The sequence below is a fragment of the Rahnella bonaserana genome (assembly GCF_019049675.1).
Taxonomy (GTDB): domain Bacteria; phylum Pseudomonadota; class Gammaproteobacteria; order Enterobacterales; family Enterobacteriaceae; genus Rahnella; species Rahnella bonaserana.
In genome coordinates, this window is sequence record NZ_JAFMOW010000049.1 from 39,785 (window position 1) to 65,182 (window position 25,398).

Annotated in this window: 23 protein-coding genes; 11 read left to right on the forward strand and 12 right to left on the reverse strand. The window is 47.5% G+C overall.

Annotation, left to right across the window (positions count from 1 at the left end):
* Positions 1-143 precede the first annotated feature (143 nt).
* From J1778_RS02745 to rnd, 5 genes are all read left to right on the forward strand, one after another.
* Complete coding sequence (locus tag J1778_RS02745) at positions 144-2,057, forward strand: DNA repair helicase YoaA (RefSeq protein WP_217171882.1); 1,914 nt, start codon at positions 144-146, stop codon at positions 2,055-2,057.
* A 198-nt stretch (positions 2,058-2,255) separates the two neighbouring features.
* The gene (tsaB, locus tag J1778_RS02750) at positions 2,256-2,957 is read left to right on the forward strand and encodes a tRNA (adenosine(37)-N6)-threonylcarbamoyltransferase complex dimerization subunit type 1 TsaB (protein ID WP_217171883.1); all 702 of its coding nucleotides are present in this window, start codon (positions 2,256-2,258) and stop codon (positions 2,955-2,957) included.
* Between the two features lie 62 nt (positions 2,958-3,019).
* On the forward strand, positions 3,020-3,640 hold the full coding sequence (locus J1778_RS02755) for a Slp family lipoprotein (protein WP_274388723.1): 621 nt from the start codon (positions 3,020-3,022) through the stop codon (positions 3,638-3,640).
* Between the two features lie 343 nt (positions 3,641-3,983).
* Entirely contained in the window at positions 3,984-5,681 is a 1,698-nt protein-coding gene (gene fadD / locus J1778_RS02760) for a long-chain-fatty-acid--CoA ligase FadD (RefSeq protein WP_217171884.1), read from the forward strand.
* Positions 5,682-5,778: 97 nt separating this feature from the next.
* Positions 5,779-6,900 carry a ribonuclease D gene (rnd, locus tag J1778_RS02765; RefSeq protein ID WP_217171885.1) on the forward strand — a complete coding sequence of 374 codons (1,122 nt, stop codon included), beginning with the start codon at positions 5,779-5,781 and terminating at the stop codon, positions 6,898-6,900.
* A 378-nt stretch (positions 6,901-7,278) separates the two neighbouring features.
* Here the strand turns inward: rnd and minE are convergent, their stop codons facing one another.
* From minE to minC, 3 genes are read right to left on the reverse strand one after another with little or no spacing between them, the layout of a single operon-like run.
* Positions 7,279-7,548, reverse strand: coding sequence for a cell division topological specificity factor MinE (minE, locus tag J1778_RS02770; protein WP_112290033.1), 270 nt, complete (start codon positions 7,546-7,548; stop codon positions 7,279-7,281).
* Positions 7,549-7,551: 3 nt separating this feature from the next.
* Complete coding sequence (gene minD / locus J1778_RS02775) at positions 7,552-8,364, reverse strand: septum site-determining protein MinD (protein ID WP_013575324.1); 813 nt, start codon at positions 8,362-8,364, stop codon at positions 7,552-7,554.
* 24 nt (positions 8,365-8,388) lie between these two features.
* Complete coding sequence (gene minC, locus J1778_RS02780) at positions 8,389-9,078, reverse strand: septum site-determining protein MinC (RefSeq protein WP_120131196.1); 690 nt, start codon at positions 9,076-9,078, stop codon at positions 8,389-8,391.
* A 136-nt stretch (positions 9,079-9,214) separates the two neighbouring features.
* Between minC and J1778_RS02785 the strand changes: the two genes are divergently transcribed.
* The 4 genes from J1778_RS02785 (at position 9,215) to J1778_RS02800 (ending at position 12,004) form a co-directional block, all read left to right on the forward strand.
* Positions 9,215-9,487 (forward strand): YcgL domain-containing protein, encoded by a 273-nt coding sequence (locus J1778_RS02785; protein ID WP_013575326.1) that lies wholly within the window; start codon positions 9,215-9,217, stop codon positions 9,485-9,487.
* Between the two features lie 122 nt (positions 9,488-9,609).
* Entirely contained in the window at positions 9,610-10,764 is a 1,155-nt protein-coding gene (locus J1778_RS02790; RefSeq protein WP_217171886.1) for a lytic murein transglycosylase, read from the forward strand.
* A 26-nt stretch (positions 10,765-10,790) separates the two neighbouring features.
* On the forward strand, positions 10,791-11,447 hold the full coding sequence (locus J1778_RS02795; protein ID WP_217171887.1) for a fumarylacetoacetate hydrolase family protein: 657 nt from the start codon (positions 10,791-10,793) through the stop codon (positions 11,445-11,447).
* A gap of 107 nt (positions 11,448-11,554) precedes the next feature.
* Positions 11,555-12,004, forward strand: a complete 450-nt coding sequence (locus J1778_RS02800; protein WP_112290041.1) for a YcgN family cysteine cluster protein — start codon at positions 11,555-11,557, stop codon at positions 12,002-12,004.
* 706 nt (positions 12,005-12,710) lie between these two features.
* Here J1778_RS02800 and J1778_RS02805 read toward each other — a convergent pair.
* The 3 genes from J1778_RS02805 to J1778_RS02815 are packed head-to-tail and all read right to left on the reverse strand — an operon-like array spanning position 12,711 to position 16,052.
* The gene (locus J1778_RS02805) at positions 12,711-14,741 is read right to left on the reverse strand and encodes a hypothetical protein (RefSeq protein ID WP_217171888.1); all 2,031 of its coding nucleotides are present in this window, start codon (positions 14,739-14,741) and stop codon (positions 12,711-12,713) included.
* Positions 14,725-15,717 carry a glycosyltransferase family 2 protein gene (locus J1778_RS02810; RefSeq protein WP_238484538.1) on the reverse strand — a complete coding sequence of 331 codons (993 nt, stop codon included), beginning with the start codon at positions 15,715-15,717 and terminating at the stop codon, positions 14,725-14,727. The genes J1778_RS02805 and J1778_RS02810 overlap by 17 nt, the downstream gene beginning before the upstream one ends.
* Positions 15,714-16,052 (reverse strand): GtrA family protein, encoded by a 339-nt coding sequence (locus J1778_RS02815; RefSeq protein ID WP_217171928.1) that lies wholly within the window; start codon positions 16,050-16,052, stop codon positions 15,714-15,716. The genes J1778_RS02810 and J1778_RS02815 overlap by 4 nt, the downstream gene beginning before the upstream one ends.
* Positions 16,053-16,319: 267 nt before the next feature.
* On the opposite strand from J1778_RS02815, the gene J1778_RS02820 reads away from it, so the two are divergent.
* Positions 16,320-16,568 carry a hypothetical protein gene (locus tag J1778_RS02820; RefSeq protein WP_217171889.1) on the forward strand — a complete coding sequence of 83 codons (249 nt, stop codon included), beginning with the start codon at positions 16,320-16,322 and terminating at the stop codon, positions 16,566-16,568.
* 256 nt (positions 16,569-16,824) lie between these two features.
* Here the strand turns inward: J1778_RS02820 and J1778_RS02825 are convergent, their stop codons facing one another.
* From J1778_RS02825 to nhaB, 5 genes are all read right to left on the reverse strand, one after another.
* Entirely contained in the window at positions 16,825-17,907 is a 1,083-nt protein-coding gene (locus J1778_RS02825; RefSeq protein WP_217171890.1) for an acyltransferase family protein, read from the reverse strand.
* A 191-nt stretch (positions 17,908-18,098) separates the two neighbouring features.
* On the reverse strand, positions 18,099-18,440 hold the full coding sequence (gene iraP / locus J1778_RS02830; protein ID WP_217171891.1) for an anti-adapter protein IraP: 342 nt from the start codon (positions 18,438-18,440) through the stop codon (positions 18,099-18,101).
* Positions 18,441-18,610: 170 nt separating this feature from the next.
* The gene (locus tag J1778_RS02835; protein WP_217171892.1) at positions 18,611-19,720 is read right to left on the reverse strand and encodes an AI-2E family transporter; all 1,110 of its coding nucleotides are present in this window, start codon (positions 19,718-19,720) and stop codon (positions 18,611-18,613) included.
* A 362-nt stretch (positions 19,721-20,082) separates the two neighbouring features.
* Positions 20,083-20,613 (reverse strand): disulfide bond formation protein DsbB, encoded by a 531-nt coding sequence (gene dsbB, locus J1778_RS02840; RefSeq protein ID WP_217171893.1) that lies wholly within the window; start codon positions 20,611-20,613, stop codon positions 20,083-20,085.
* A gap of 179 nt (positions 20,614-20,792) precedes the next feature.
* Positions 20,793-22,370, reverse strand: a complete 1,578-nt coding sequence (gene nhaB, locus J1778_RS02845; protein WP_217171894.1) for a sodium/proton antiporter NhaB — start codon at positions 22,368-22,370, stop codon at positions 20,793-20,795.
* A 244-nt stretch (positions 22,371-22,614) separates the two neighbouring features.
* On the opposite strand from nhaB, the gene fadR reads away from it, so the two are divergent.
* Positions 22,615-23,337, forward strand: a complete 723-nt coding sequence (gene fadR / locus J1778_RS02850; RefSeq protein WP_217171895.1) for a fatty acid metabolism transcriptional regulator FadR — start codon at positions 22,615-22,617, stop codon at positions 23,335-23,337.
* A gap of 251 nt (positions 23,338-23,588) precedes the next feature.
* On the opposite strand, the gene J1778_RS02855 is transcribed toward fadR, so the two are convergent.
* Positions 23,589-25,124: a SpoVR family protein gene (locus tag J1778_RS02855; RefSeq protein ID WP_217171896.1), complete on the reverse strand. Its 1,536-nt coding sequence runs from the start codon at positions 25,122-25,124 to the stop codon at positions 23,589-23,591.
* Positions 25,125-25,398 lie beyond the last annotated feature (274 nt).

A 25,398-nucleotide genomic window follows, 5' to 3' on the forward strand; every position in this document is an offset into this window, starting at 1 on the left:
TTTTTTAGCTCCAGTTAGTCACATACTTATGATGGCGCTAAGGGTATCACAAAGGATGAATACGTTGGATTGGCAGATGACGGTGGTAGTGAAGCCAAGGGATTGGCATAATCACTGCTGATCCGTACAGGTAGAGAGACAGAGTGACAGACGATTTCGCAACAGACGGCGCACTGGCGCAGAAAATTGAAGGTTTTAAACCCCGTGAACCTCAGCGTCTGATGGCGCAGGCTGTGAGTAAAGCCATCAGTGGTAAGCAAGGGCTGGTGGTTGAAGCCGGTACAGGTACCGGTAAAACCTATGCGTATCTTGCCCCGGCACTGCGTTCCGGCAAAAAAGTCATTATCTCCACCGGTTCAAAAAACTTACAGGATCAGCTGTATTCCCGCGATTTACCTAAAGTTGCCAGTGCGCTGAATTTCAAAGGCCGTCTGGCGCTGCTTAAAGGGCGCTCAAACTACCTGTGTCTGGAGCGTCTGGAGCAGCAATCGCTCTCCGGCGGCGATCTCGCCAGTCAGGCGCTCAGCGAACTGGCACATCTGCGTCACTGGTCAAGCAGCACTGAAGAAGGTGATATCAGCACCTGCAACGTGGTGCCGGAAGACAGTTTTGTCTGGCCACTGGTGACCAGTACCAACGATAACTGTCTCGGTAGTGACTGTCCGCTGTATAAAGAATGCTTTGTCGTAAAAGCCCGTCGCAAGGCGATGGATGCCGACGTGGTAGTCGTTAACCATCACCTGTTTATGGCGGATATGGTGGTGAAAGAGAGCGGCTTCGGTGAACTGATTCCTGAAGCGGATGTCATGATTTTCGACGAAGCCCATCAGATCCCCGATATCGCCAGCCAGTATTTTGGTCAGCAGGTGACCAGCCGTCAGTTGCTCGATATGGCGAAAGACATCACGATCGCTTATCGCACGGAAGTACGTGACTCGGTGCAGCTACAGAAAAGCGCCGACCGCCTGAGTCAGAGCACGATGGATTTTCGTCTGGCGCTTGGCGAACCGGGTTTTCGTGGCAATCTGCGCGATGTGCTTAATCAGCCCGCGATTCAACGCGCGCTGTTATTACTCGATGACGCGCTGGAGCTTTGTTATGACGTAGTGAAATTGTCACTCGGACGTTCTGCGCTGCTGGATGCTGCATTTGAACGCGCGACACTCTACCGCAACCGGCTGAAACGCCTGAAAGATGTGTCCATACCCGGTTACAGTTACTGGTATGAATGCAACTCGCGCCATTTCGTACTGGCGCTGACGCCGTTATCCGTGACCGATAAATTCAGCGAAATGATGAAAGAGAAGCCGGGCGCGTGGATTTTCACCTCGGCGACGCTTTCGGTGAACGATCAGTTGCATCATTTTACCGAACGCCTCGGACTGGATGAGGCCGAAACGCTGCTGCTGCCCAGTCCGTTTGATTACGCCAAACAGGCACTTTTGTGCGTGCCGCGCTTTTTGCCAGAATCGAACGTCAACGGCAGTTCTAAACAACTGGCGCGCATGTTGCGTCCGCTGATTGAAGCTAACAAAGGCCGCTGCTTTTTCCTGTGTACTTCTCACAAAATGATGCGCGAACTGGCCGAGGAATTCAGGGCCAGCCTGACGTTGCCGGTTTTATTGCAGGGCGAAACCAGTAAAGGCCAGCTTCTGGCGCAGTTTGTCGAAGCCGGTAACGCCTTGCTGGTCGCGACCAGCAGTTTCTGGGAAGGCGTGGATGTGCGGGGTGATGCGCTGTCCTGCGTCATTATCGATAAGCTGCCGTTCACTTCGCCTGACGATCCGCTGCTTAAAGCTCGGATTGAAGATTGTCGTCTGCGCGGCGGAGACCCTTTCAATGACGTACAATTACCGGATGCGGTGATCACGCTGAAACAGGGGGTCGGGCGTTTGATCCGTGATACCTCTGACCGGGGTGTAATGGTGATTTGCGATAACCGGCTGGTCATGCGGCCTTATGGCGAAGTTTTCCTCAACAGTTTGCCGCCGACGCCGCGCACGCGTGATCTGGCACAAGCGATCCGATTTTTACAGGATGTCGAAGAGCAGAAATAGCCCTTTGTTTATGCTAAGATGCCGCCCCGAAAAAGGTTCTTATACCCGTTATATTTCAGGTTGCAGATGCGTTGACTGCGCTCACTCACCCCCAGACACTTAGTTATCTAAGTTCCAGGGAATTCACGAGTTTGCCGCCTTCCTGCAACCCGACGTATTTTGGGTATAACTTATTAATTTCCCCGCCTGAGGTCTGGCATGTCCACGCGAATTTTAGCAATTGATACGGCAACAGAAGCCTGTTCGGTTGCGCTTTATAATCAGGGCGAAACACTCGCTCATTTTGAACTCTGTGCCCGCGAGCATACCCAGCGCATTTTGCCGCTGGTTCAGCAAATTCTCGCCGAAGCAGGACTTTCCCTGACTCAGCTCGACGCGCTGGCTTTTGGCCGCGGTCCGGGCAGTTTTACCGGCGTGCGTATCGGTATCGGTATGGCTCAGGGATTATCACTGGGCGCGGAACTGCCTTTGCTGCCAGTGTCTACGCTACAGACGATGGCGCAGGGCGCGTATCGTCTGACCGGTGCAAATAACGTTCTTGCAGCCATTGATGCCCGCATGGGTGAAGTGTACTGGGGTGAATTCAGCCGCAATGCGCAGGGCGACTGGAGCGGTGAAGAGACCGAAAAAGTCATCAAACCGGAACAGCTTCTGGCGCGCGCCGCGGAATTATCTGGCCGTTTTGCGACGGTAGGAACCGGCTGGGAGACTTATCCTCATCTGTTAGGTGAATCTCCAGTCGCTGAATTATTTGATGGCAAAATGTTACTGCCACATGCGGAAGATATGCTGCCGCTGGCGCTCCAGCTCTGGGAGAATGGCGTCCGTGTTAATCCGGAAGATGCGGAACCGACTTACCTGCGCAACGAGGTGACGTGGAAAAAACTGCCAGGCCGATGAGTTATGGCAACTTGTGCATAAAAAAACGGTCAAATTTAAGAGTTTGCACAGGAGTCATCGTAATGGGTAAGTGGTCTGTTGTTCAGCAGTTATCAGGCAAAACGTGTAAAAGAATGGCGCTGAGTGCGGTTGCACTGAGCGTTCTGGTGTTAACGGGGTGTGTCACGGTGCCGGATGAAATTCGCGGAACTACGGCAACGCCTCAGATGAATTTACAGGCAGTGCAGGGCGCACCGGGTCTGTACGTCGGTCAGGAATCACGTTTTGGCGGCAAAGTGGTCTCCGTGACCAATTTACAAAACAGAACCCGGCTGGAAATCGCTACTGTTCCACTAGATGAAGGTGCTCGCCCGATTTTAGGTGCGGCATCGCGTGGCCGTATCCTGGCGTACATTAACGGCTTTGTGGATCCGGTGGATTATCGCAATCAACTGGTGACCGTGGTCGGTCCGATTACCGGTGTGGAGAAAGGCAAAATTGGCCAGACTTCCTATGACTTTGTCACGGTTAACGTCAACAGCTATAAACGCTGGCGTATACAGCAACAGGTAGTGATGCCTCCGCAGCCGATTGGACCGTGGGGTTACGGCTACGGCGGTCCTTATGATTCATGGGGGCGCGGGTTTGGACCCGGCTGGTATAATACGGCACCCGCACGGGTCGAAAGCGTCGTCACAGAATAGACCGCAATCACCGCACGGAGCACCGCCATCGCATGGCGCACCCCCTCCGGCGGCAATAAAACCGGCTGTGGTACATCCTGTTGTGCCACCGCCAAAGAAATAACATTAAGACAAGATCGTTGTTAAGGCGGCTTAATTGCCGCCTTTTTTATTGTCATAAAAGTTTGCTACAGAAGATTGCCACGGAGGGTTTGGCATTCTAAGGGCGCAGAAAAAGTGACCCGCCTCTCAACCTCGACATTGTTTGAAACGCAACTGGTAAGCTGAGTTAAAATATTGTTAAAGACGTGATAAAACTCGTCGAATAGAGACGGCAACAGAACATGATTTCAGGAGTGATACCTTGGAAAAGGTTTGGCTAAAACGATATCCGGCAGATGTTCCTGAGAACATCGATCCTGACCGCTACAGTTCGCTGGTCGAAATGTTTGAAAATTCCGCGCTGCGTTACGCCGACAGTGTGGCATTTATCAACATGGGCGAGGCGATGACCTACCGCAAGCTTGAAGAGCGCAGCCGGGCTTTTGCCGCTTATTTGCAAAATGAGCTGGGTTTACAAAAGGGCGACAGGGTCGCGCTGATGATGCCTAATTTGTTGCAATACCCGATTGCACTCTTTGGCGTTTTGCGCGCAGGCATGGTGGTGGTTAACGTGAATCCGTTGTACACGCCGCGCGAGCTCGAGCATCAGCTGAATGACAGCGGCGCCAGTGCCATTGTGATTGTATCCAACTTTGCCCATACACTGGAAAAAGTGGTGTACAAAACGCAGGTCAAACACGTCTTTCTGACCCGTATGGGCGATCAGCTGTCTGCTGCGAAAGGCACGCTGGTCAACTTTGTGGTGAAATATATCAAGCGGCTGGTGCCGAAATATCATCTGCCGAATGCGATTTCGTTCCGTACTGCTTTGCAACGCGGGCGTCGTCTGCAATACATCAAACCCGACATCATTAATGACGACCTGGCATTTCTGCAATATACCGGCGGAACGACCGGTGTGGCAAAGGGCGCGATGCTGACGCACAGAAACATGCAGGCAAACCTCGAACAGGCAAAAGCGGCGTACGCGCCGCTTTTGCAGCCGGGGCATGAGCTGGTGGTGACAGCACTTCCGCTTTACCATATCTTTGCCCTGACGGTGAACTGCCTGCTGTTCCTCGATCTGGGCGGTAAGAGCTTGCTTATCACCAATCCGCGCGACGTATCAGGAATGGTCAAAGAGCTGGCCAAATATCCGTTTACCGCCATCAGCGGGGTAAATACCCTGTTTAATGCGCTGCTCAATAATGAAGATTTCCGTGAACTGGATTTCTCGACGCTGCGTCTTTCGGTTGGCGGCGGGATGTCTGTGCAGAAATCGGTGGCAGACAAATGGGAAAAACTGACCGGTAAGCATCTTCTGGAAGGTTATGGTCTGACGGAGTGTTCACCGTTGGTGGCTGGCAACCCGTACGACTTGAAACATTACAGTGGCAGCATCGGTTTGCCAGTGCCGTCAACAGAGGTCCGTCTGGTGGATGATAACGGTCACGACGTCGCGCCGGGCGAGCCGGGTGAGTTGTGGGTACGAGGTCCTCAGGTTATGCTCGGTTACTGGCAGCGACCGTCGGCAACCGATGAGGTGCTAAAAGATGGCTGGTTATCGACGGGCGATATCGTTACAGTGGACGAGCAGGGCTTCTTGCGGATTGTTGACCGTAAAAAAGACATGATCCTGGTTTCCGGTTTCAATGTTTACCCTAACGAAATTGAAGAGGTAGTTTCACAACACGACAAAGTTCTCGAAGTTGCCGCCATTGGTGTGCCAAATGAGTCGTCGGGTGAAATTGTCAAAATTTGCGTGGTGAAAAAAGACCCGTCACTGACCAGCGAAGAACTCCTGGCGCACTGTCGCCGGTTATTAACCGGTTACAAAGTACCGAAGATAGTCGAGTTCCGTGATGAGTTACCGAAGTCGAATGTCGGTAAAATCCTCAGACGGGAACTTCGCGACGAGCAGGCAAAACCCAAGGCCGATCCTAAGCAGGATGCAGCATAGCGGTTAACACGTTTGTTCAGTGATAGTCAGATTCTTAACGCCGGCGATGTCCGGCGTTGTCACGTTATAACGCAGTAATGATTAAGAGAATTAAGATTTGAATTATCAGTTGATCACCACTAATGACGCGCTGGAGCAGGTTTGTCTTCAGGCCAAAGCGCATAGCAAAATTGCGCTGGATACCGAATTTGTTCGCACCCGCACTTATTATCCGCAACTGGGTCTGATCCAGCTTTTTGACGGCGAACGACTCACTCTTATCGATCCGTTACCGATCACTGCCTGGCAGCCTTTCATTGATTTGCTGGTTAACCAGGATGTCATCAAATTCCTTCATGCGGGCAGTGAAGATCTCGAAGTTTTCCTTAATGCTTTTGGCATGATGCCTTCACCTCTGATTGATACGCAGATACTTGCCGCCTTCAGCGGGCGTCCGCTTTCCTGTGGTTTTGCCCGTCTGGTGGCGGAAACGACCGGCGTAGAGCTGGATAAAAGTGAATCGCGCACTGACTGGATTGCCCGTCCGCTGAGCGAAAAACAGTGTGTGTATGCGGCTGCTGACGTGTGGTATCTGTTGCCGCTGGCCGATCAGCTGATGCGTGAAACCGAAGAAGCAGGGTGGATGGATGCGGCTCTGGACGAGTGCCAGGCGCTTTGCCGCCGCCGCAGTGAAGTGCTGCAACCTGAGCTGGCTTATCTGGAAATCGGCAATGCGTTCCAGCTGCGTCCGCGCCAGTTAGGTTGCCTGAAATTGTTAGCTGCCTGGCGTCTTAATCAGGCGCGTCAGCGCGACCTGGCGGTTAACTTTGTGGTGCGTGAGGAAAATCTCTGGCAGGTCGCCCGCTATCAGCCGACCTCACTGGGCGAGCTGGAAGCGCTGGGCCTGAGTGGTCCGGAAATCCGCTATCACGGACGCACACTGCTGGCGCTGGTGGAAGAATCTAATGCGCTGGAAGAATCTGACCTGCCTGCACCGATTTCGAACCTTATCGACCAGGCCGGCTATCGTAAAGTCTTCAAAGACATCAAAGCCCTGATCCAGACAGTGAGCGAAGAGAGCAAACTCAGCGTTGAATTACTGGCGTCACGTCGTCAGATTAACCAGTTGCTGACTTATCACTGGAAGTTAAAAGATAAAGAATCAAAGCCGGAATTAATCAGTGGCTGGCGCGGAAAATTGTTAGCTGAAAGGCTGAATGAAATTCTGAGCAATTATTGATTACTTCGTTATGAACGATAAGTGAATCCATGAGTGAATAAAAAGAGCGGGCTAATATCCCGCTCTTTTTTTATTCTTTGCTGAAAAGATAAGTAGCGATAACAGGTTAGCCGATAACTGGTTGTCATAAATTATGGCGAATTGAAGCAGTCTATGGATATTAAATTCCATCATGAATGAGAGGAGTCTTAATCAAAATTTTGAGGGATAAATGAAAACAGGCGGGAAATCAATTCGTTTAGTGGTTTTATATACAGTGGTTATAGTAATAAAAGATAAAAATAACAGAAAGGAATGCGAAAAAGACAGTGGCCCCCTGAGGAAACAGAGGGCGCTATGCTGAAAAAAGCACCTGTAAACAGGCTAAATGGACTGCTGTCATTTAGGCGCTTCTTCCGACTCTGGCAGGGTGACGTTCAGTTCCAGTACGGAAATATCGTCACCTTTTTGCTCGAACTGAACCTGTAACATTTCCGGGTCAATCTTAATGTACTTACAGATGACCGCGAGAATATCGCGTTTCAGTTCAGGCAGATACGACGGTTCACTATCCCCTCGACGCCGTTCGGCTACGATGATCTGTAGCCGTTCCTTGGCTATATTGGCTGTCGATTTTTTGCGGGACAGAAAGAAATCTAACAATGCCATGGTTTATCCCCCAAAAAGGCGTTTCAGGAAACTCTTCTTCTCTTCCTCAATGAAACGGAATGCACGTTCTTCCCCAAGCAGACGGCTGACGGTATCGTCATACGCTTTCCCTGCATCGGATTCCTGATCCAGAATGACCGGTTCACCCTGGTTGGACGCCCGCAGTACAGACTGATCTTCAGGGATAACCCCGATCAGAGGAATGCGCAGGATTTCCAGCACATCTTCCATGCTCAGCATGTCACCACGGCTGACACGGCCCGGGTTGTAACGGGTAAGAAGCAGATGTTCTTTGATAGGCTCCAGGCCTTGTTCCGCACGACGGGATTTTGAAGACAAAATACCCAGAATACGGTCGGAGTCGCGAACGGACGAGACTTCAGGGTTCGTGGTGATCACGGCTTCATCGGCGAAATACAATGCCATCAGCGCGCCGGTTTCGATACCTGCCGGGGAGTCACACACGACGAAATCGAATTCCATCTCGGCTAAATCGTTCAGGATTTTTTCCACGCCTTCACGGGTCAGCGCATCTTTATCGCGCGTCTGTGAAGCCGGAAGAATAAACAGGTTTTCAGTGCGTTTGTCTTTGATAAGCGCCTGATTCAGCGTGGCATCACCCTGGATCACGTTCACGAAATCATAAACCACCCGGCGCTCACAGCCCATAATCAAATCGAGATTACGCAGACCGATGTCGAAATCGATAACAACGGTCTTTTTGCCTTTTTGAGCTAAACCGGTAGCAATGGCCGCGCTTGAAGTGGTCTTGCCAACGCCCCCTTTACCCGATGTAACAACTATGATGCGTGCCATGAAAGGATTCCTTGTCAAAAGGGCTTAGTTTAAAGGTTGTATGGTTAACACATTATTTATCAGGCTGAGGCGCGCTGCCTGACCGAGGTAATCGGTCGGGATTTGATCACTCAACCAGTACTGCCCTGCGATAGAGACTAGTTCAGCGCCTAATTGCGTGCAAAAAATCTGACAATTTGCATCACCTGCGGCGCCGGCCAGTGCTCTGCCTCGCATCATGCCGTAGATGTGGATATTGCCATCGGCAATCAGTTCCGCACCTGCGCTGACACTGTTGGTCACGATGAGGTCGCTGTTACGGGCATAAATCTGTTGGCCGGATCTGACCGGGGTACTGACAATGCGGGTCTTGGCCGGGGCATTGTCGGGCACGACAGGAACCGGTGGTTCAGCAGCGATACGCTGGGCACGACCTTCACTGAGCAGCGGTAAACCGGTGCGGGAAAGTGCGCGTTTTTGCGCTTCGTCTTTACAACCACTGATGCCAACAACGCGAAAGCCTGCAGAAGCGACAGCCTGTTGAATGTCTTTCCAGTTTGCTGCACCTGTGAGTGAAGCAACGTTGATAACAACAGGGGCATTTTTCAAAAAGGCCGGAGCTTGCTCCACTTTTTCCTGTAATGCCTGATAAATAACCTCTGGTTGTGAACTATGTAAATGAACAACCGATAAGGTAAAACTGCTGCCTTTTAGTTCTATTGGCGATTGTGACATCTATCCTGACTCAGTCTCAGCAACTCTAAATCCCCGGAATACCACTCGGGGGGCGATATTCCGATGTACGATAAGCATGTTATAGTTACAGTTATATCTAGGCAAGCCACCGTTTCAATAAAATAGAGTTAAAAAAATGCTTTGTGTGATCTATAGAAGTACCAAACGCGACCAGACTTATCTTTATGTCGAAAAAAAAGACGATTTTTCCCGTGTGCCTGAAGAATTACTTAAAGGTTTTGGCGTGCCTCAGTTCTCAATGATGCTAAATCTGGCCAACCGTGAAAAACTGGCCACCGCTGATATTGCCAAAGTGCGTCAGTCTCTTGAAGAGCAGGGTTATTATCTGCAGGTTCCACCGCCGGTAGAAAGTTTATTGAATATTCATCTGAACGACGCCAGTAAATAACGCATTCCAGACATTTGTTTCGGCAATCCTCGAACTTTCGGACGTGATGACTTGCATTCATCGTTGTAGTGCTCAAAGCTTAGAACGATGAATCACTTGCAGAAGTCAAAAGGAAGAAATTGATGAAATTGTCGGCACTGGCCGTGTTAACACCGCTGATTGTCCTCAGCGGTTGTGCAGCACAGAAAGCTACCTCAGGGCAAACCACCACGCCATCCACTACGGCAACACAGCCTGCCGCCGCCGCACCGGCAACGCCTTCAGGCAAAACATCTCTGGCAGAACAGGGACGAGATCCCGCGGAATTCCCGGCTTATGTGGAGCAACTCAAAGCGCAAGCGCTCTCTCAGGGCATCAGCCAGCAGACTATCGACAGCACCTTCGCGAATATCCATTTCGTCGACCGCGTGATTAATTCTGACCGCAATCAGTTAGAGAAGAAAATTACTCTCGACGATTATCTGACCCGCGTACTGCCTGAATGGAAAATTAAACAGGGGCAGGAGCAGTTGCAGAATAATTTGCCTGCGCTGACAAAGGCCAGTGACCGCTATGGCGTGCAGCCGCAGTACATTGTGGCGCTGTGGGCAATGGAAAGCAGTTTCGGCAAAATTCAGGGGAAAGAAGACGTGTTCTCTGCGCTGGCGACGCTGGCCTTCGAAGGACGTCGTGAAGCATTCTTCACCAAAGAATTTATGTCGGCGCTTAAAATTGTCGATTCCGGTAAAGCTACCAGCGACATGATGAAAGGTTCCTGGGCGGGTGCGATGGGGCAGTCGCAATTTATGCCAAGCTCATATCTGACTTACGGCGCTGACGGTAACGGCGACGGCAAAATCGATATCTGGAAGAACACCGACGATGTGTTTGCCTCAACGGCCAATTATTTATCCAAAGAAGGCTGGAAAGGCGATCAGGGCTGGGGACAGGAAGTGAAATTGCCAGCTAACTTTGACGGCAATCTGGCAGGACTTAAAAACAATCAGATGCATCCGGCACGTTACTGGCAGCAACTTGGCGTAACGCAGGTTGACGGCAGCCCGCTGACATCCACAGCCACCCGCGCATGGATTATCACACCGGATGATACGCAGGGACGGGCTTTCCTGGTTTACGATAACTTCCGTACGATCATGCACTGGAACCGTTCAACCTATTTCGCGCTGAGTATTGGCATGATGGCGGATGGCGTTATGGGCGCGCAAACACCTGTGGTTTCCGGCGACGCAGCACCGGTGCAGAACGCCCCGGCACCGCATAATCCGTTCAGCGGCTGATATTCCTCACATCAAGGAGTGGCTGTATGTACCAACACAGAGACTGGCACGGCGCATTACTCGATTTTCCGGTGAACAAAGTGGTGTGTGTCGGCAATAATTACGCCGACCATATCAAAGAGATGGGCAGTCAGCGATCGGCTGAGCCGGTTGTGTTCATCAAACCGGAAACGGCGCTTTGCGACATCCGTCAGCCTGTCGCTATACCGAAGGATTTCGGTGCTGTGCATCATGAAGTCGAACTGGCGGTACTGATCGGCACTCCGCTTAAACAGGCAACGGAAGATCGCGTTGCTAATGCCATCGCCGGTTACGGGCTGGCACTGGATCTCACGTTGCGGGATTTGCAGACCCGGTTCAAAGAGTCCGGACAACCCTGGGAAAAAGCCAAAGGGTTTGACGGTTCTTGTCCCATCAGCGGATTTATTCCGGTCAGTGAATTTGGTTATGCCCAGCAGGCCGAGTTGCTGCTGGAGATCAACGGGCAAAGGCGTCAGTCAGGCAATACCCGCGACATGCTGACGCCGATTTTGCCGCTGATTGCCTACATGAGCCGTTTCTTCACGCTGCGTGCCGGTGACATTATCCTGACGGGTACACCTCACGGCGTCGGGCCGCTCAACGCGGGCGATGAAATCTTAGCTACACTCAATGGTAAGCAAGTCGCTACCCGTGTGATTTAGCGCATTGCAATGATGTCGCCGGAGCAGCTTTCCGGCGGCTTTACTTGCATCTGAAGGCTAAAGCGTCTATATAAGCACCCTCATTTTATTTATACCGGATGCACATCATGACTGAACCCGCTTTTTGGCAGCAAAAAACGCTGTCTGAAATGACTGACGAAGAATGGGAAGCATTGTGCGACGGCTGCGGACAATGTTGCCTGCATAAGCTGATTGATGAAGACACGGACGAGATTTACTTCACCAACGTCGCGTGTAATCAGCTCAATATTAAATCTTGTCAGTGCCGCAACTATGAGCGTCGTTTTACGCTGGAAGAAGACTGTATCAAACTGACACGTGAAAACCTGACCACTTTTGACTGGTTGCCGCCGACCTGCGCCTACCGCCTGATAGGCGAGGGCAAGCCTTTGCTCCCGTGGCATCCGCTGCTGAATAAAGCATCCAAATCTGCCATGCATACGGCGCAGATCTCTGTGCGTTATATCGCCGTGCGTGAAGACGATGTCGAAGACTGGCAGGATCATATTATGAATAAGCCAAGCTGGGCGAAGTAACTACCTGTAGTGATTGAAGAACTTCATCACTGTGATATAGCGCGGGGGCGTATGCGGGGCATCACCCGTAAACAGTAGTACTTCTAACCCCTTAGAAGCAGGTTATCCGAGCCGGTACAATTCTTGTGAGCTAAATGGTTACTGGTAATGAAGATGATATACACACGGGCTGAAGGTGTTACTTCCTCCAGTTTTTATACAAACATATGGCGCCATTAATAGCCGAGATAGTGATGTTTTTCATGAACAACATGACCACTAATTCAAAATTCCTCGGTGGATATGGTCTTACTGGCGGCTACTGCTCTCAACTCATTCCATAACAAGCTTTTGTCACTGTATATCGTCCATCCGGCACAGTCATTCCATACCTCGCAGGAGACAGCTCAAAACCTTTTGTCTAATGCACGGTGAATACGCCTCTCGGAATATGCCGACAGGCTCTGTAACCGATGCTCAAATTTATGTAGCCGTTGTATCTAGTTCAGATGACTTACAGCGATGTTGACCCCGGCACTAACGTGCTGCCTTACCATGGCAACCGAAGACGAAGCAGGGGCTTAAAGCTATGGAATGCATATCGTGTGTTGCTGAGCAGGATTAACGCCAATGTCAGCGACTGCATATCTTCGCTTTCCGCTCCAGACCAGTAAGAAATGAAATACCCTTGAGCAATAATGTTCAAGGGTATGGTTGGGCTGTAATATTATTTTTGACCTACGATCTTAATAGAATCACAAGACGGATTACCGTGCTTACCAATGCTCATAGATATTGGAGTGTTATTGAATTTTACAATGTCAATCGTTGCAGAATGATTGTTTTCAACGTGCGTGGAAATTTCATGGCCTGATTGGTCTGTAATTGTCACATCAACGCCATCAGCACCCTCACAAGTATTCGTGACTGATGATATCGCCAATGCCTTAACACCATTCAAGGTCCAAGAAATTGTTGTAGGACGCGTCTCGCCAGGGTGCGCATAGATTGTGCCGTCATCCTCAATGCTTAGCTTGCCCCAGACATCTCCGAGAGAAATTGATCCAGTTACGAATGGTATGAATAGGCCAGTGTCATACACGCCTTTCCATTGCGGATAACTCACATAGTATTTTGAAATGAAAGACATCATCTCATCATGAGTGAATGGCCTTGTCCTTTCGTAAATATACGCAGTAACGCCTTGATCCAGAGGATACCCTTCGCCGACCTTTCTAAATGCCTTACCAATACCTTCATTTCGCAATAACTCTTCTGCTGGAATTGTTATAACTTGCTGTCCAGAAGCAATTAAATGTGTTTGAATTGGATCTGCAACTATAAAATATTTAGACATCAGCGATGGAACATTTAACTCATCCCTGAGGTCGACCTGAGACATTCCGGCAATGAATTTACTTAACCTCAGATTAGACAATGTGTTAAGCATGTTATCGTTCAGAACGCTACTTGATGAAAGAACGGTCAATTTATCGTTTCCATGCAACATACTTTGAATGTCTGATGATAACAGAAGATAATTATTATAATTATCTACCCGCATCGGTAAGTATTTTGTAGGAAGATAGTTTGTAGCCCAATTCTCACCCTTATTAAATAGAGACTGCTGATTAATGATAAGACACGTTGCTGAGATTAGTGCAACAAAGGTGAGTTTGTAAGCATTCTTTGATAATTTCAAAAGGATAAACTGTAACCCAAAAGCTGAAACTATTAACACCCATAAGGCGAAAGGAAGGCAATGATGTAAACCAGGTGATTGAGTTCTTGTAAAAATGAAAAAGCTGAATGCAAGATTAAAAGCAGAGAATATCACCAAGTAATCTTGTTTTCTTTTTCTGCCAAAAATCGACAGGCATATAGACAACAAGAACAGTGGAAGTAGATATAATCCGATGTCGTGTAGGACATTATAGAATGATGCTTCTACACTTGACTTGTAAGCAGAGTAGATGAATGAATAATCGGTTGTAACGACTCTTTTAAGTAGGTTCCATTGCAACAATACCGAAAGTATTGCAGATGAGACGCCAGAAATGAAGAAGAAAACAGCAATCTTAAATATTCGATTAAAGCTATGCCCATTAACCTTATAAAGATAATAGTTTAATATTGGCAAAGAAATATAGAGAGAGACGATAGTGTATGCATACCAGCGTCGTAAAAGGAATGGTGCCCATAAGATTGCACCAAGAACTATTGCTTTTCTGATGTCCAGCTTACCTGAGAGATCTGTTTTGCTTGAATACACTACTGCATATATCACAAAAATCAAACCACATATGTCAGGATAACCCCTCAAAGTTGGAGCCCAAAAAGCAACCAATGTGGCTGGTAAAACAAGCGTTATCACCTTCCAATATGCTGAATTTTCTTCTGAGAGCTTATTCAATAGCAAAGAGAAGAGCAGGGCAACTGGAAGCAAGTACATTATGGATAAAGATAATACATATACCAGCCTGGTTTCACCACCTGCAATATAAAATACTGATGTTATGGCAACAGGAAGCAGATTATAATCATCATTTTTTATTGAGGAAACCAGTCGTGAAATGGCTCCTGCAGGGTCTGCAAGGAGGTTGGCACCAAACTGCTGCCAAAATCTCCAATATCCGTTAGAGTCCCAATAATAGATATTATGCTCTCTCCCTACATAATATGAAGCAATGAAAACAATAAAAAAAAGCGATATCAAAAAAAGTATAGTGTTGATGGTTTTATTATTTAACTTCATCATTGCCTCCCTGTTTTTCCTCAACAAAGAATCTCGGCCTCCCTTTTGTCTCAATATAAATTTTCCCAACATACTCACCAATAACCCCCAGGCAAAGTAACTGGACCCCACCAAAGAAGATGATAGATATCATAACTGATGTCCAACCTTCCACTGTGCTTCCATTGATCTTTTCAATTATTGCGTAAATTGCAGTAATAATAGATATTATGCAAGTAATGAACCCTAATGCTGATATCATTCTGAGCGGTGTTATTGTAAGTGACGTTATTCCTTCAACAGCTAAGGATATCATCTTTTTAATAGGGTATTTAGACTCCCCAGCTACTCGCTCGTCCCTTGAATAATAAACTTTTGATGAAGTAAAGCCTAATAATGGGACTATTCCCCTAATGTACATATTTTGCTCTTTGAAATTGAGCAGGCAATCAACAGCGTTCCTGCTCATTAGTCGGTAATCAGCATGATTAGAGACCTGATTGACGCCCATGTTTTCCATCAAGGAATAGAACATTTTAGCGGTTGTTCTTTTAAATACGCTGTCTGTAGACCTATCATTTCTCACACCGTAAACAATGTCACTGCCTTTATTATATTCCTCAAGCATGGACTCAATACAATGAACGTCATCTTGCAAGTCAGCGTCAATACTAATTACTACATCCGATTTTGATTCAGACAGGCCAGCAATGAGTGCATTCTGATGCCCTCTATTTCTAGATAATTTAACGCCGGAAACAAACCCATTTTTACTACATGCTTCTTTTATCTGAAGCCAGGTGTTATCCTTGCTACCATCATCCACAAATATAATTTTACTTTGCGGGCTTACCTTTTTGGCACTCATCAGGTTGCACAAGACACTCCCCAAAACTTCCAAGCAGTGAGGAAATGCCTCTTTCTCATTATAGCAAGGAACGACGATATCCATGCTTGGAGGTGTGATATTACTTCTATGCGTCATGGTTGTGTCTTTCATTTCATCACCCAAAATCTGTTTAATATAAAACCTGTAACTGTATAGAACGCCATTCCAACTAACTGTGCAAAAACTGTATATTCAGGAAAAAAGAACAAAATTAATTTAAGCGGAATTAGATTTATAATGTAAGCAATTCCACAGGTTGCTACGAACTTTGATAATTTCCCTAAGCTTAGCTTAGAATTAAAGGTAAATACGCTATTAACGACAAAGCTAAATATTATGCCTACGACATACCCGATAGCATTTGCGGCATACAAATTGAATTTTGCATACATTAGGAAAAATATAACTAATGCTGTAACCCCAGTGTTCAATAGGCCAACAATCATATATTTAACTAGTAATCTATTCGTGGACACTCTGTACCCGCTTAAACCCTAACCGTTAGTTGAGGGGTAATGGTAGTTAAAAATATTATAATAACAAGCGTTAACATTATATAAATTTATGAATACATTGCGTTTTGCTTCGATACGGCTATACAAATCAGCCACTAACGCTCACATTTAAGATATTCCTCATAAAGATCAGTCAACTAAGATTTCTCCGCGCCGTCCCTTGGCAATGACAGGACCCTATGATGCACATATGTGTACATGAACAGTATTTTTGAGATGATCATGGCTAGACAAAATGAAATCGATGCTGCGTTTACGAAAGTAACCAAGACTGGAAGCACCGGCGGCGCAGCCTGCTCATCATTTGGCGGTTTGTCACATTATGCCTCAGCTGGAGTTGTAAGAGGCGTATCAGGCGATGATGGTGCGGCCAGCACTGCTGGCCAGTCGAAATATGGAGCGGGCATAGGAGCAAATGGTTACTACATAATTGAGGACTATGCCTAATGATTCAGCACTGAGCACTGAGCACTGAGCACTGAGCACTGAGCACTCATTGCGAATGATAAGACCTTACTAATTAAAAAAATCGTTGCCGATGAAAAATTTCAATTGGAAGGGTATTATTTATTGAAATGCTGGATGGTGTTCTTTGCCTGGCTGGGGTGTATTACAACAAGGAAGGCGGGGGGATTATTTTTATCCTGAATTCACAAGTACGTGACGTAGCAGATTTTAGGGGAGGGCTTTAAATAGCCCTCTTTTAAATTGAGGCAGGCACAGTGCCGTTCCTGCCTAAGCTTAACTTTTTCCCCAACTTAATACCAGGGAGTTCGATTAATCTATGCAGTAAAGCGGCAATTATGAAGCAAGATGTAAGCAAACACGTAAATATAATATATCCATTAAGTGTAGCAAGAATACTTGGGTAGTAATGCATTAAAGTTGTTAGTAAAAGAAAGTGACTGATATACATTGAATATGATATATCTCCAAGGTAAAGCATAACCTTTGATTCTTTGAATCCATGTAACTTATCGAATATGATAAAAGGAATGAAAAGAGTAAGCGCAACCCAAATCCCTCCCTTGAACCCTAATAGTCGCATTTCCCCTGTGAAGAACAATACTGCAAAAACAACCACGCCGAAAAGCAAAACTACCGAAGACAATATGGTATTTCTGGCATTGTCTGTCCTGATGTAGACCTCCGCCAAAAACACCCCAACAACAAATTCAAAGAGAATAGGCGTGCTTAAAATCTTAACAGGCACCTGCCACCAGCGACTTACAATCATATCTGCAGATGTTTGGGCGGCTAAAGATACATGGCCGTTAAAAATGAATTGTAAACCAAAGACTATTAAAACAATGCCTGCGCCAGATATTAATGCTCTATATTTATGCGAAATGCACATTGATATACCGAAAATCGCGTAGAAAAGAACTTCATATGTTAGTGTCCAAGGCGGCCCCATAAGGTTGAATCCGAAAGCAGGGGCATTACTTCCATTATAATCATTCATGAATAAAAACAGTGATTGCAACTTAGCGGGAAAAGTTGCATCTAAATTTAAAGTGAAAATAGAAACCATCCATATTATTATAAATAAAGGATAGATTCTAAAAAATCTTTTAACGCTAAAGTTATATAAGGAGTCTGCCTGTTTACGTGTTGCGAAGGTAATTATAAAACCACTAATAATAAAAAAAACATCTACACCAACGCTACCTGAACCAAAGAAATAACCAATATTTTCGGGGAGGTAATATGAATAATGCAGAGCAACGACCATCAAAGCTGCCAGTCCGCGCAAGTAGTGTACTGATAACACCTTGTGGTTCATTGTTATCTCCTAATGTGAGTATGTGAAGTTTAGCAAATCTATAAGAGCAAAGACATAGAAGCGAGGCTTTGAGGCTGCAAGAGGGTAAAGGCAGATTTTTCTTCCCTTGCAGAGCAGCTTTTCAATACTTTAGCATCTGGAATGAAAAAGCCCCGGCAAATGCCAGGGCTTTTTTATACCAGGATTTGATTTCAGATCTCCGAATCAGGCCGGACAGCGCCCAGCGCATTCAGCGCTTCGGAATCCAGCTCCGGGTCGGCTTTGTCGATAAATCGCGTCATCTCGATCAGTGCCTGAAACTGTTCGAACAAAATTTTGGCGTCGGATTTAACGACTTCATCATCGGAGTCGAGTACGGAGTTAATGGCCTTGTTGACGCTTTCGATGATTTCCTGCGGCCCGCCATTTTTCCCGACAGTGATGAAAATAGCCCCGAGAAGAAGTGACTGCGCCTCAACCTGAGCGGTAAGCTGTTTAGTGTCTGCTTCCATACGGGAGATTTTTGCGATCATACCTAAAATGATATTTTTCATTTATTACCCCTGCAGATCGAAAGTGTAAGTTGCCATTTATTTCTACGCCTGGTTCTCAAAACTGCATAATAATATTTGGTAAAACTGGGCGGTTTGTAACAACCGCCCGTTAAACTCACTCCGAAGATAACGATGCACGGTTCGGGCACTCAAAGAAAATGCCCTGTGTATCATGCCTCTGGGTGATTTTTACCTTCCTCAATGAAATCTTCGTCAATCTCATCGGTGTTGTTACGGTGGTCACGTCCGGAAAGAATGTTCCAGCAGGCGATAAATAATGCCGCAATCAGCGGGCCAATCACAAAGCCATTAATGCCATAAACTTCCATGCCACCTAGCGTGGTGATAAGGATCAGGTAATCCGGCATTTTGGTATCTTTGCCCACCAGAAGCGGGCGTAAAACGTTATCCACGATACCGATCACCACCACGAAGAAGACCACGATAAAGATCCCCTGCCACAACATTCCTGAAGCGAAGAAATATATGGCGGCCGGTACCCAGATAATGGCTGAGCCAACGGCCGGAATGATTGACAGAAATGCCATCAGCGCGCCCCAAAGAAGGCTGCCATCAACTCCCGCGATATAAAATGCCAGCCCGCCCAGCGCACCCTGAACGATTGCCACCACCACAGTACCTTTAACTGTCGCACGGGATACAGCCGCAAACTTCATAAACAAATGATGTTTAACGTGGCGGGAAAGCGGCAGGGCTTCCAGCGTCAGATTGACCAGATAAGCGCCATCTTTAAGCAGGAAGAACAGGAGGTACAGCATGATGCCGAAACCGACAACAAAACCGAACGTGCTCTTACCGATGACAAAGACGCTGCCCGCCAGATACTGACTGCCCTGCAGAGCGACATCAGAAAGCTTTTTCTGAATTTCAGTCGTGCTGTCCAGATCATGTTCCGCAAGGAAATGTCTCGCCGATCGCGGTAAATGGTGGATGGTATCGGTCAGCATGGCTGGCAGTTGCGAGTCATTCCCCTGAAGTTTGGTGTAAACCGCATTGAATTCGATCGCCAGCGAAGAAGTAATAATCGCCAGCGGTGTGAATACAATCAGACAAATAATCACGACGGTTAAAAAAGAAACGACGCCATTGCGATCACCGACATATTGTTTAAGCCGGTTTTTCAACGGATTGAAAATCACCGCAAGAATAATTGCCCATAGTACGGAAGAATAATAAGGCCTCAATACATCAAAAAAAGCCAAAGTTACGATTAAAAGAATCGCGATGAAAAAACCCTTTGAAAACCCTTTAACCACCATATCTGTTCCTCTGATGAACCTTTTTGCCCTCGTAGCATAGAACTCATTGAGGTTTTTACAAATCCAGGTTTTTTTTTGCACAATAAATGGAACTGACCTGACCGCTGGCACTCGCCCGGACAGGCCGCCAGTGTGGTTTTATCTGAATAAGCCGTAAAAGGTAAAACCGGCCACGACCCAGAAAAGGAGACAGGCTCCAACGCAGATTATCCAGACCAGCCCGACAGGGAGATTTTTCATTGCAGGTTCCAAATTAGTCAAATAAATCATTCTGATTAAAAAGTCTGCATTCCCTGCATGATGATACTGATGGTCATAGAAAAGGCGCCCTGAGGCGCCTTTACGAATACTATGTACTGAAATTAACGGCCGAACAAGTCACGGCGTTTAGGTTTTACGAACTGTGCCAGCAGCACCAGAATCGCAATGACCATAAACACGCTGAAAACAACCACCAGCCACTGCGGCATACCGAGTGACAGGAATTCCCACTGTTTTTCCGCACAATCACCGCTGGCAATAAACATCCACGGGAACCATTTGTCCAGTGGCAGCCAGGTCGGGAAACGGGCAGCAAAATCGCAGGTCGCAAACGGAGAAGGATGCAGCTGGATCATGGTGTGTTCCCATGACAGACGGATCCCTTCGTAAGCGCTGTAAATCCAGATAAGAATACCGCCATAACGTAACCAGGTAGAGGGCGCAATCGCACCCACCAGCCCGGCAGCCAGAATACCCATCAACGCACAGCGTTCATAGATACACATGACGCAAGGTTTAAGAAGCATCACGTGTTGAAAATACAACGCTACCAGCTCAAGAATCAGAGCTGTCAGAGCCATCAGAAGCCATGCACCGCGGCCTTGTGAACAGCGGTTAAGATATTGCAACATAGAAAATTTTCCCTGCAGTTAGCTACTGGTACGCAGTGTAAACCAATTGCTCCCTGCTGCCAGCCTGTCAGAATAAATAATAGGTAAATAATTAATATAAATCGGACAATTCGACTTTAAATTCGGTAATTTTCTGGATTGCATCCATGCCAGAGAATTACTGACGTTTTGTCTGTTTATCAGTGAGGCATGAGAACTTCACTGGCGGGTGGCATGCTCAGCCATCCCATATTCGTAAACCACTGCGTCATATCCGGCAGCAGATACTGCACGCACAGCAAACCCACCAGCGTCATAACTACCGTGTAAGGCAGCGCCATCCACACCATTCTGCCGTATGAAAGGCGGATAAGCGGAGCGAGGGCAGAAGTCAGCAGGAACAGGAATGCCGCCTGACCATTAGGTGTGGCAACCGATGGCAGATTCGTCCCGGTATTGATGGCGACCGCCAGCAGTTCAAATTGTTTCAGGTCAATCACGCCATTAACCAGTGCCGATTTTGCTTCGTTGATATACACGGTGCCGACGAAAACGTTATCAGACACGGATGAAAGCAAACCGTTGAACAGATAGAACAAAGACAGCTGGTTTGACGGCTCTGACTGAAGCACAAAGTGAATGATTGGGGTAAACAGATGCTGTTCAACGATCACGGCAACGATGGCAAAAAAGACGGTCAGCAGTGCGGTGAAGGGCAGAGAATCCTGGAAGGCTTTACCAATCGCATGTTCATCGGTGATGCCACAAAACGCGGTGGCAAAGATAATCACTGAAAGACCGATCAGCCCGACTTCTGCCAGATGGAAAGCCAGCGCGATAATCAGCCATACACCAATGACGACCTGAACCGCCAGTTTGATGCGGTCTTGTTTCGTAATGTTCTCACTGTTTTTCTGATCGTATTTTTTCAGGACTTCATAAACCGGATGCGGCAGTTTTGCGCCATAACCAAACAGGCGGAAACGCTCAACGAGCGCGCAGACAATGAAACCGCAGATGAACACCGGGACAGTGACCGGAGACATGCGGATCAGGAAGTCGACAAACTGCCAGTCGGCGCTTTTGGCGATGATCAGGTTCTGCGGCTCGCCTACCATGGTCATCACGCCGCCGAGTGCTGTACCTACGCCGGCATGCATCATCAGACTGCGTAAAAATGATCGAAACTGTTCCAGAACGGCCTGATGCTGCTGATTACCTGTAAACGCGCTGTCGTTGGTCACATCCGTGTTTTCACTCTGATTAGAGGCGACGTTGTGGTAAATCGAATAGAAACCGACGGAAACGCTGATCACTACTGCTATAACGGTCAGGGCATCGAGGAAGGCGGAAAGGAAAGCCGCAGCAAAACAAAAGGCCAGTGACAGCGCGATTTTGTTTCTGAGATTCAGCAGCAGCTTGGTAAATACGGTCAGCAACAGTTGCTTCATAAAGTAGATGCCCGCCACCATAAAAATCAGCAGCAGGATAACTTCCAGATTGGCAGAAATCTCTTCGCGGATACGCTCTGCACTGGTCATGCCGATCATGACGGCCTCAATAGCAAGCAGACCACCAGGCTGAAGCGGGTAGCATTTGAGCGCCATACCCAGCGTAAAAATGAACTCGATGACCAGTAACCATCCGGCTAAAAACGGACTGACCAGAAAGAAAATCAACGGGTTAATAATCAAAAAAGCCAGAATGGTAATTTTGTACCAGTCAGGAGACTGCCCCAAAAAGTTTTTTATAAATGCGCGACTGTAGCTTGTTTCCATATTCCCCAGATCTCCTTTGTCTGTAATTTTTAGTTGTATCAAAAGTATAGGTCAGTGTAATAGTCTGACTGAGATTTTCTACCGGAAAGGGCTCTCACATAAGTCATTAAGAAATTTGAAATTCTGCAAACCCCTGCACAGTTTCAACATTTGTTCTGACTGACCGCTATAACAGGCGTTTTTCATCTGGTATGATGAGCTGAATTATATCCCTGAAAAAAGCCCCACACGGAACGACAAACACATGGTTATTAAGGCACAAAGTCCTGCCGGTTTTGCCGAAGAGTATATCATCGAAAGTATCTGGAACAGCCGCTTCCCTCCGGGTTCAATTTTGCCTGCTGAGAGAGAACTTTCAGAACTCATTGGCGTGACCCGAACCACATTGCGTGAGGTGTTACAGCGGCTTGCCCGGGATGGCTGGTTGACGATTCAGCATGGAAAACCGACCAAAGTGAACAATTTTTGGGAAACGTCGGGTCTGAATATTCTGGAAACTCTGGCGCGTCTTGATCATGAAAGCGTGCCGCAGCTCATCGATAATTTGCTGTCTGTCCGCACCAATATTGCGACGATTTTTATCCGTAAAGCGATGCGCAGCAATCCGGAAGAAACTCAGCAGGTACTGGCTAAAGCGGCGGAAGTTGAAGATCATGCCGAAGCCTTTACGGCGCTCGATTACGGTATTTTCCGTGGTCTGGCGTTTGCGTCCGGTAACCCGATTTACGGTCTGATCATTAACGGGTTACGCGGATTATATACCCGCGTCGGACGCTATTACTTCTCCAATCCAGAAGCACGTAAACTGGCGATCAATTTCTATAAAAAGCTGTCTGACATCTGCCACGAAAAAAGCTACGAGCAGATTGTTGATTGCGTTCGTAACTACGGTCGTCAGAGTGGTGAAATCTGGCACAGCATGCAGAGCGCGATGCCCGGTGACCTGACAGAAAAAAAACACCGTTAATTCCCTTCATCCTTCGAACTGTCTCATCGTTGGCTGCCTTCATGAACCCCGGTCACATACTCATGTATGCTTCCGGGGATTATGGGCCTTATCCCTGAGGTTTACCCTTCGGGCCAGCGCAAGCGCTGTTCAAATCGGTTCCCGACCGATTTGTCATTCAGTTGCCGCGATGATAAATTTCGAATGATTTCGGGAAGTAACAATAAGAAAAGGGCGCTTGGCGCCCTTTTTTAATGCCTGAAAATGAGGTTTTACAGCGGTGTCGGACGCGGCGGACAGCGTTCGAGTAATTCAACGCTGCCGTCTTCGTTAAGCTGCTCGATAAAGACATCGAAGCCCCACAGACGATGAACATGTTTCATCACTTCACGGCGGCTTTTATCCAGCGGCGCGCGATCTTGCGGGATATAACGCAGCGTCAGCGAGCGATCGCCGCGTAAATCGACATTCCAGACCTGAATGTTTGGCTCGTGATTACTCAGATTGTACTGTGCCGACAATTCCTGACGAATGGCACGATAGCCCTCTTCATTGTGAATCGCCGCGATTTCCAGATAGTTATTATGGTCGTCGTCCAGTACGGTAAATAACTTGAAGTCGCGCATCACCTTCGGCGAAAGGAACTGGCTGATAAAGCTTTCATCTTTGAAATCACGCATTGCAAAATGCAGCGTTTCCAGCCAGTCCGACCCCGCGATATCCGGGAACCAGTAACGATCCTCTTCCGTCGGCTCCTGACAGATACGTTTGATATCCTGCATCATCGCAAAGCCAAGTGCATAAGGGTTGATCCCGCTGTAATACGGGCTGTTATAAGGCGGCTGATACACCACATTGGTATGGCTGTGCAGGAACTCGAGAATGAAACGGTCGGTGACTTTTCCTTCATCATAAAGATGATTGAGAATGGTGTAGTGCCAGAACGTCGCCCAGCCTTCATTCATCACCTGAGTCTGTTTCTGCGGATAAAAATACTGGCTGATTTTACGGACGATACGCAAAATTTCCCGCTGCCAGGATTCGAGCAGAGGCGCATTTTTTTCCATGAAATACAGCAGGTTTTCCTGCGGCTCAGAAGGGAAGCGCCGCGCCTGTTCAGGCGCATCAACGCTGTCTTTACGCGGCAACGTTTTCCACAACGAGTTCACTTGGCTTTGCAGATATTCCTCGCGGCTTTTCTGCCGCGCCAGTTCCTCCTGCAGAGAGATTTTTTGCGGACGTTTATAACGATCGACGCCGTAGTTCATCAGCGCATGGCAGGAGTCCAGCAGTCGTTCGACCTCATCGACCCCGTAGCGTTCTTCACACTCACTGATATAACGTTTGGCAAACAGCAGGTAATCGACGATTGAGCTGGCATCTGTCCAGCTTTTAAACAGGTAATTATTTTTAAAGAAAGAGTTGTGGCCGTAACAGGCATGCGCCATGACCAGCGCCTGCATCGTGATGGTATTTTCTTCCATCAGATAGGCGATACACGGATTAGAGTTGATGACGATTTCATACGCCAGACCCTGCTGCCCGTGTTTATAGAGTTGCTCGGTTTCAATGAATTTCTTACCGAACGACCAGTGAGTGTAGTTAATCGGCATGCCAATGCTGGAGTAGGCATCCATCATTTGTTCCGAGGTGATGATTTCGATCTGATGGGGATAGGTTTCAAGCCGATAAGACTTGGCTACCCGGTCGATCTCCGCAAGATAGGTCTGCAATAAATCAAACGTCCAGTCCGGTCCGTCGCTGAGACGTTTGTCCTCAGTTTTTTGCTTCTGGGTCACTGTTGTCATAAGCCGCACCCTCATTCAGTTATGGACGCTACAGAGTGTTTGATTCACAACCTTTTCTTAATATTTCGCACGTCCATTGATAATCGTAGCTCAATCTGAGTGTGCTGTTAGATAAACACCGCGGATCCGTTCCTCATTAAATCTATATCCTCATGGCTGATGGCTGTCAATTTCCCTTATCAGCCAGATTTGTGTCATAAAATGCCGCTGCTGCGAGTGGCGTTCGTATTATCAGTTCCATACGTCGTTTTTAACTCCTTTATAAAACCCCAGC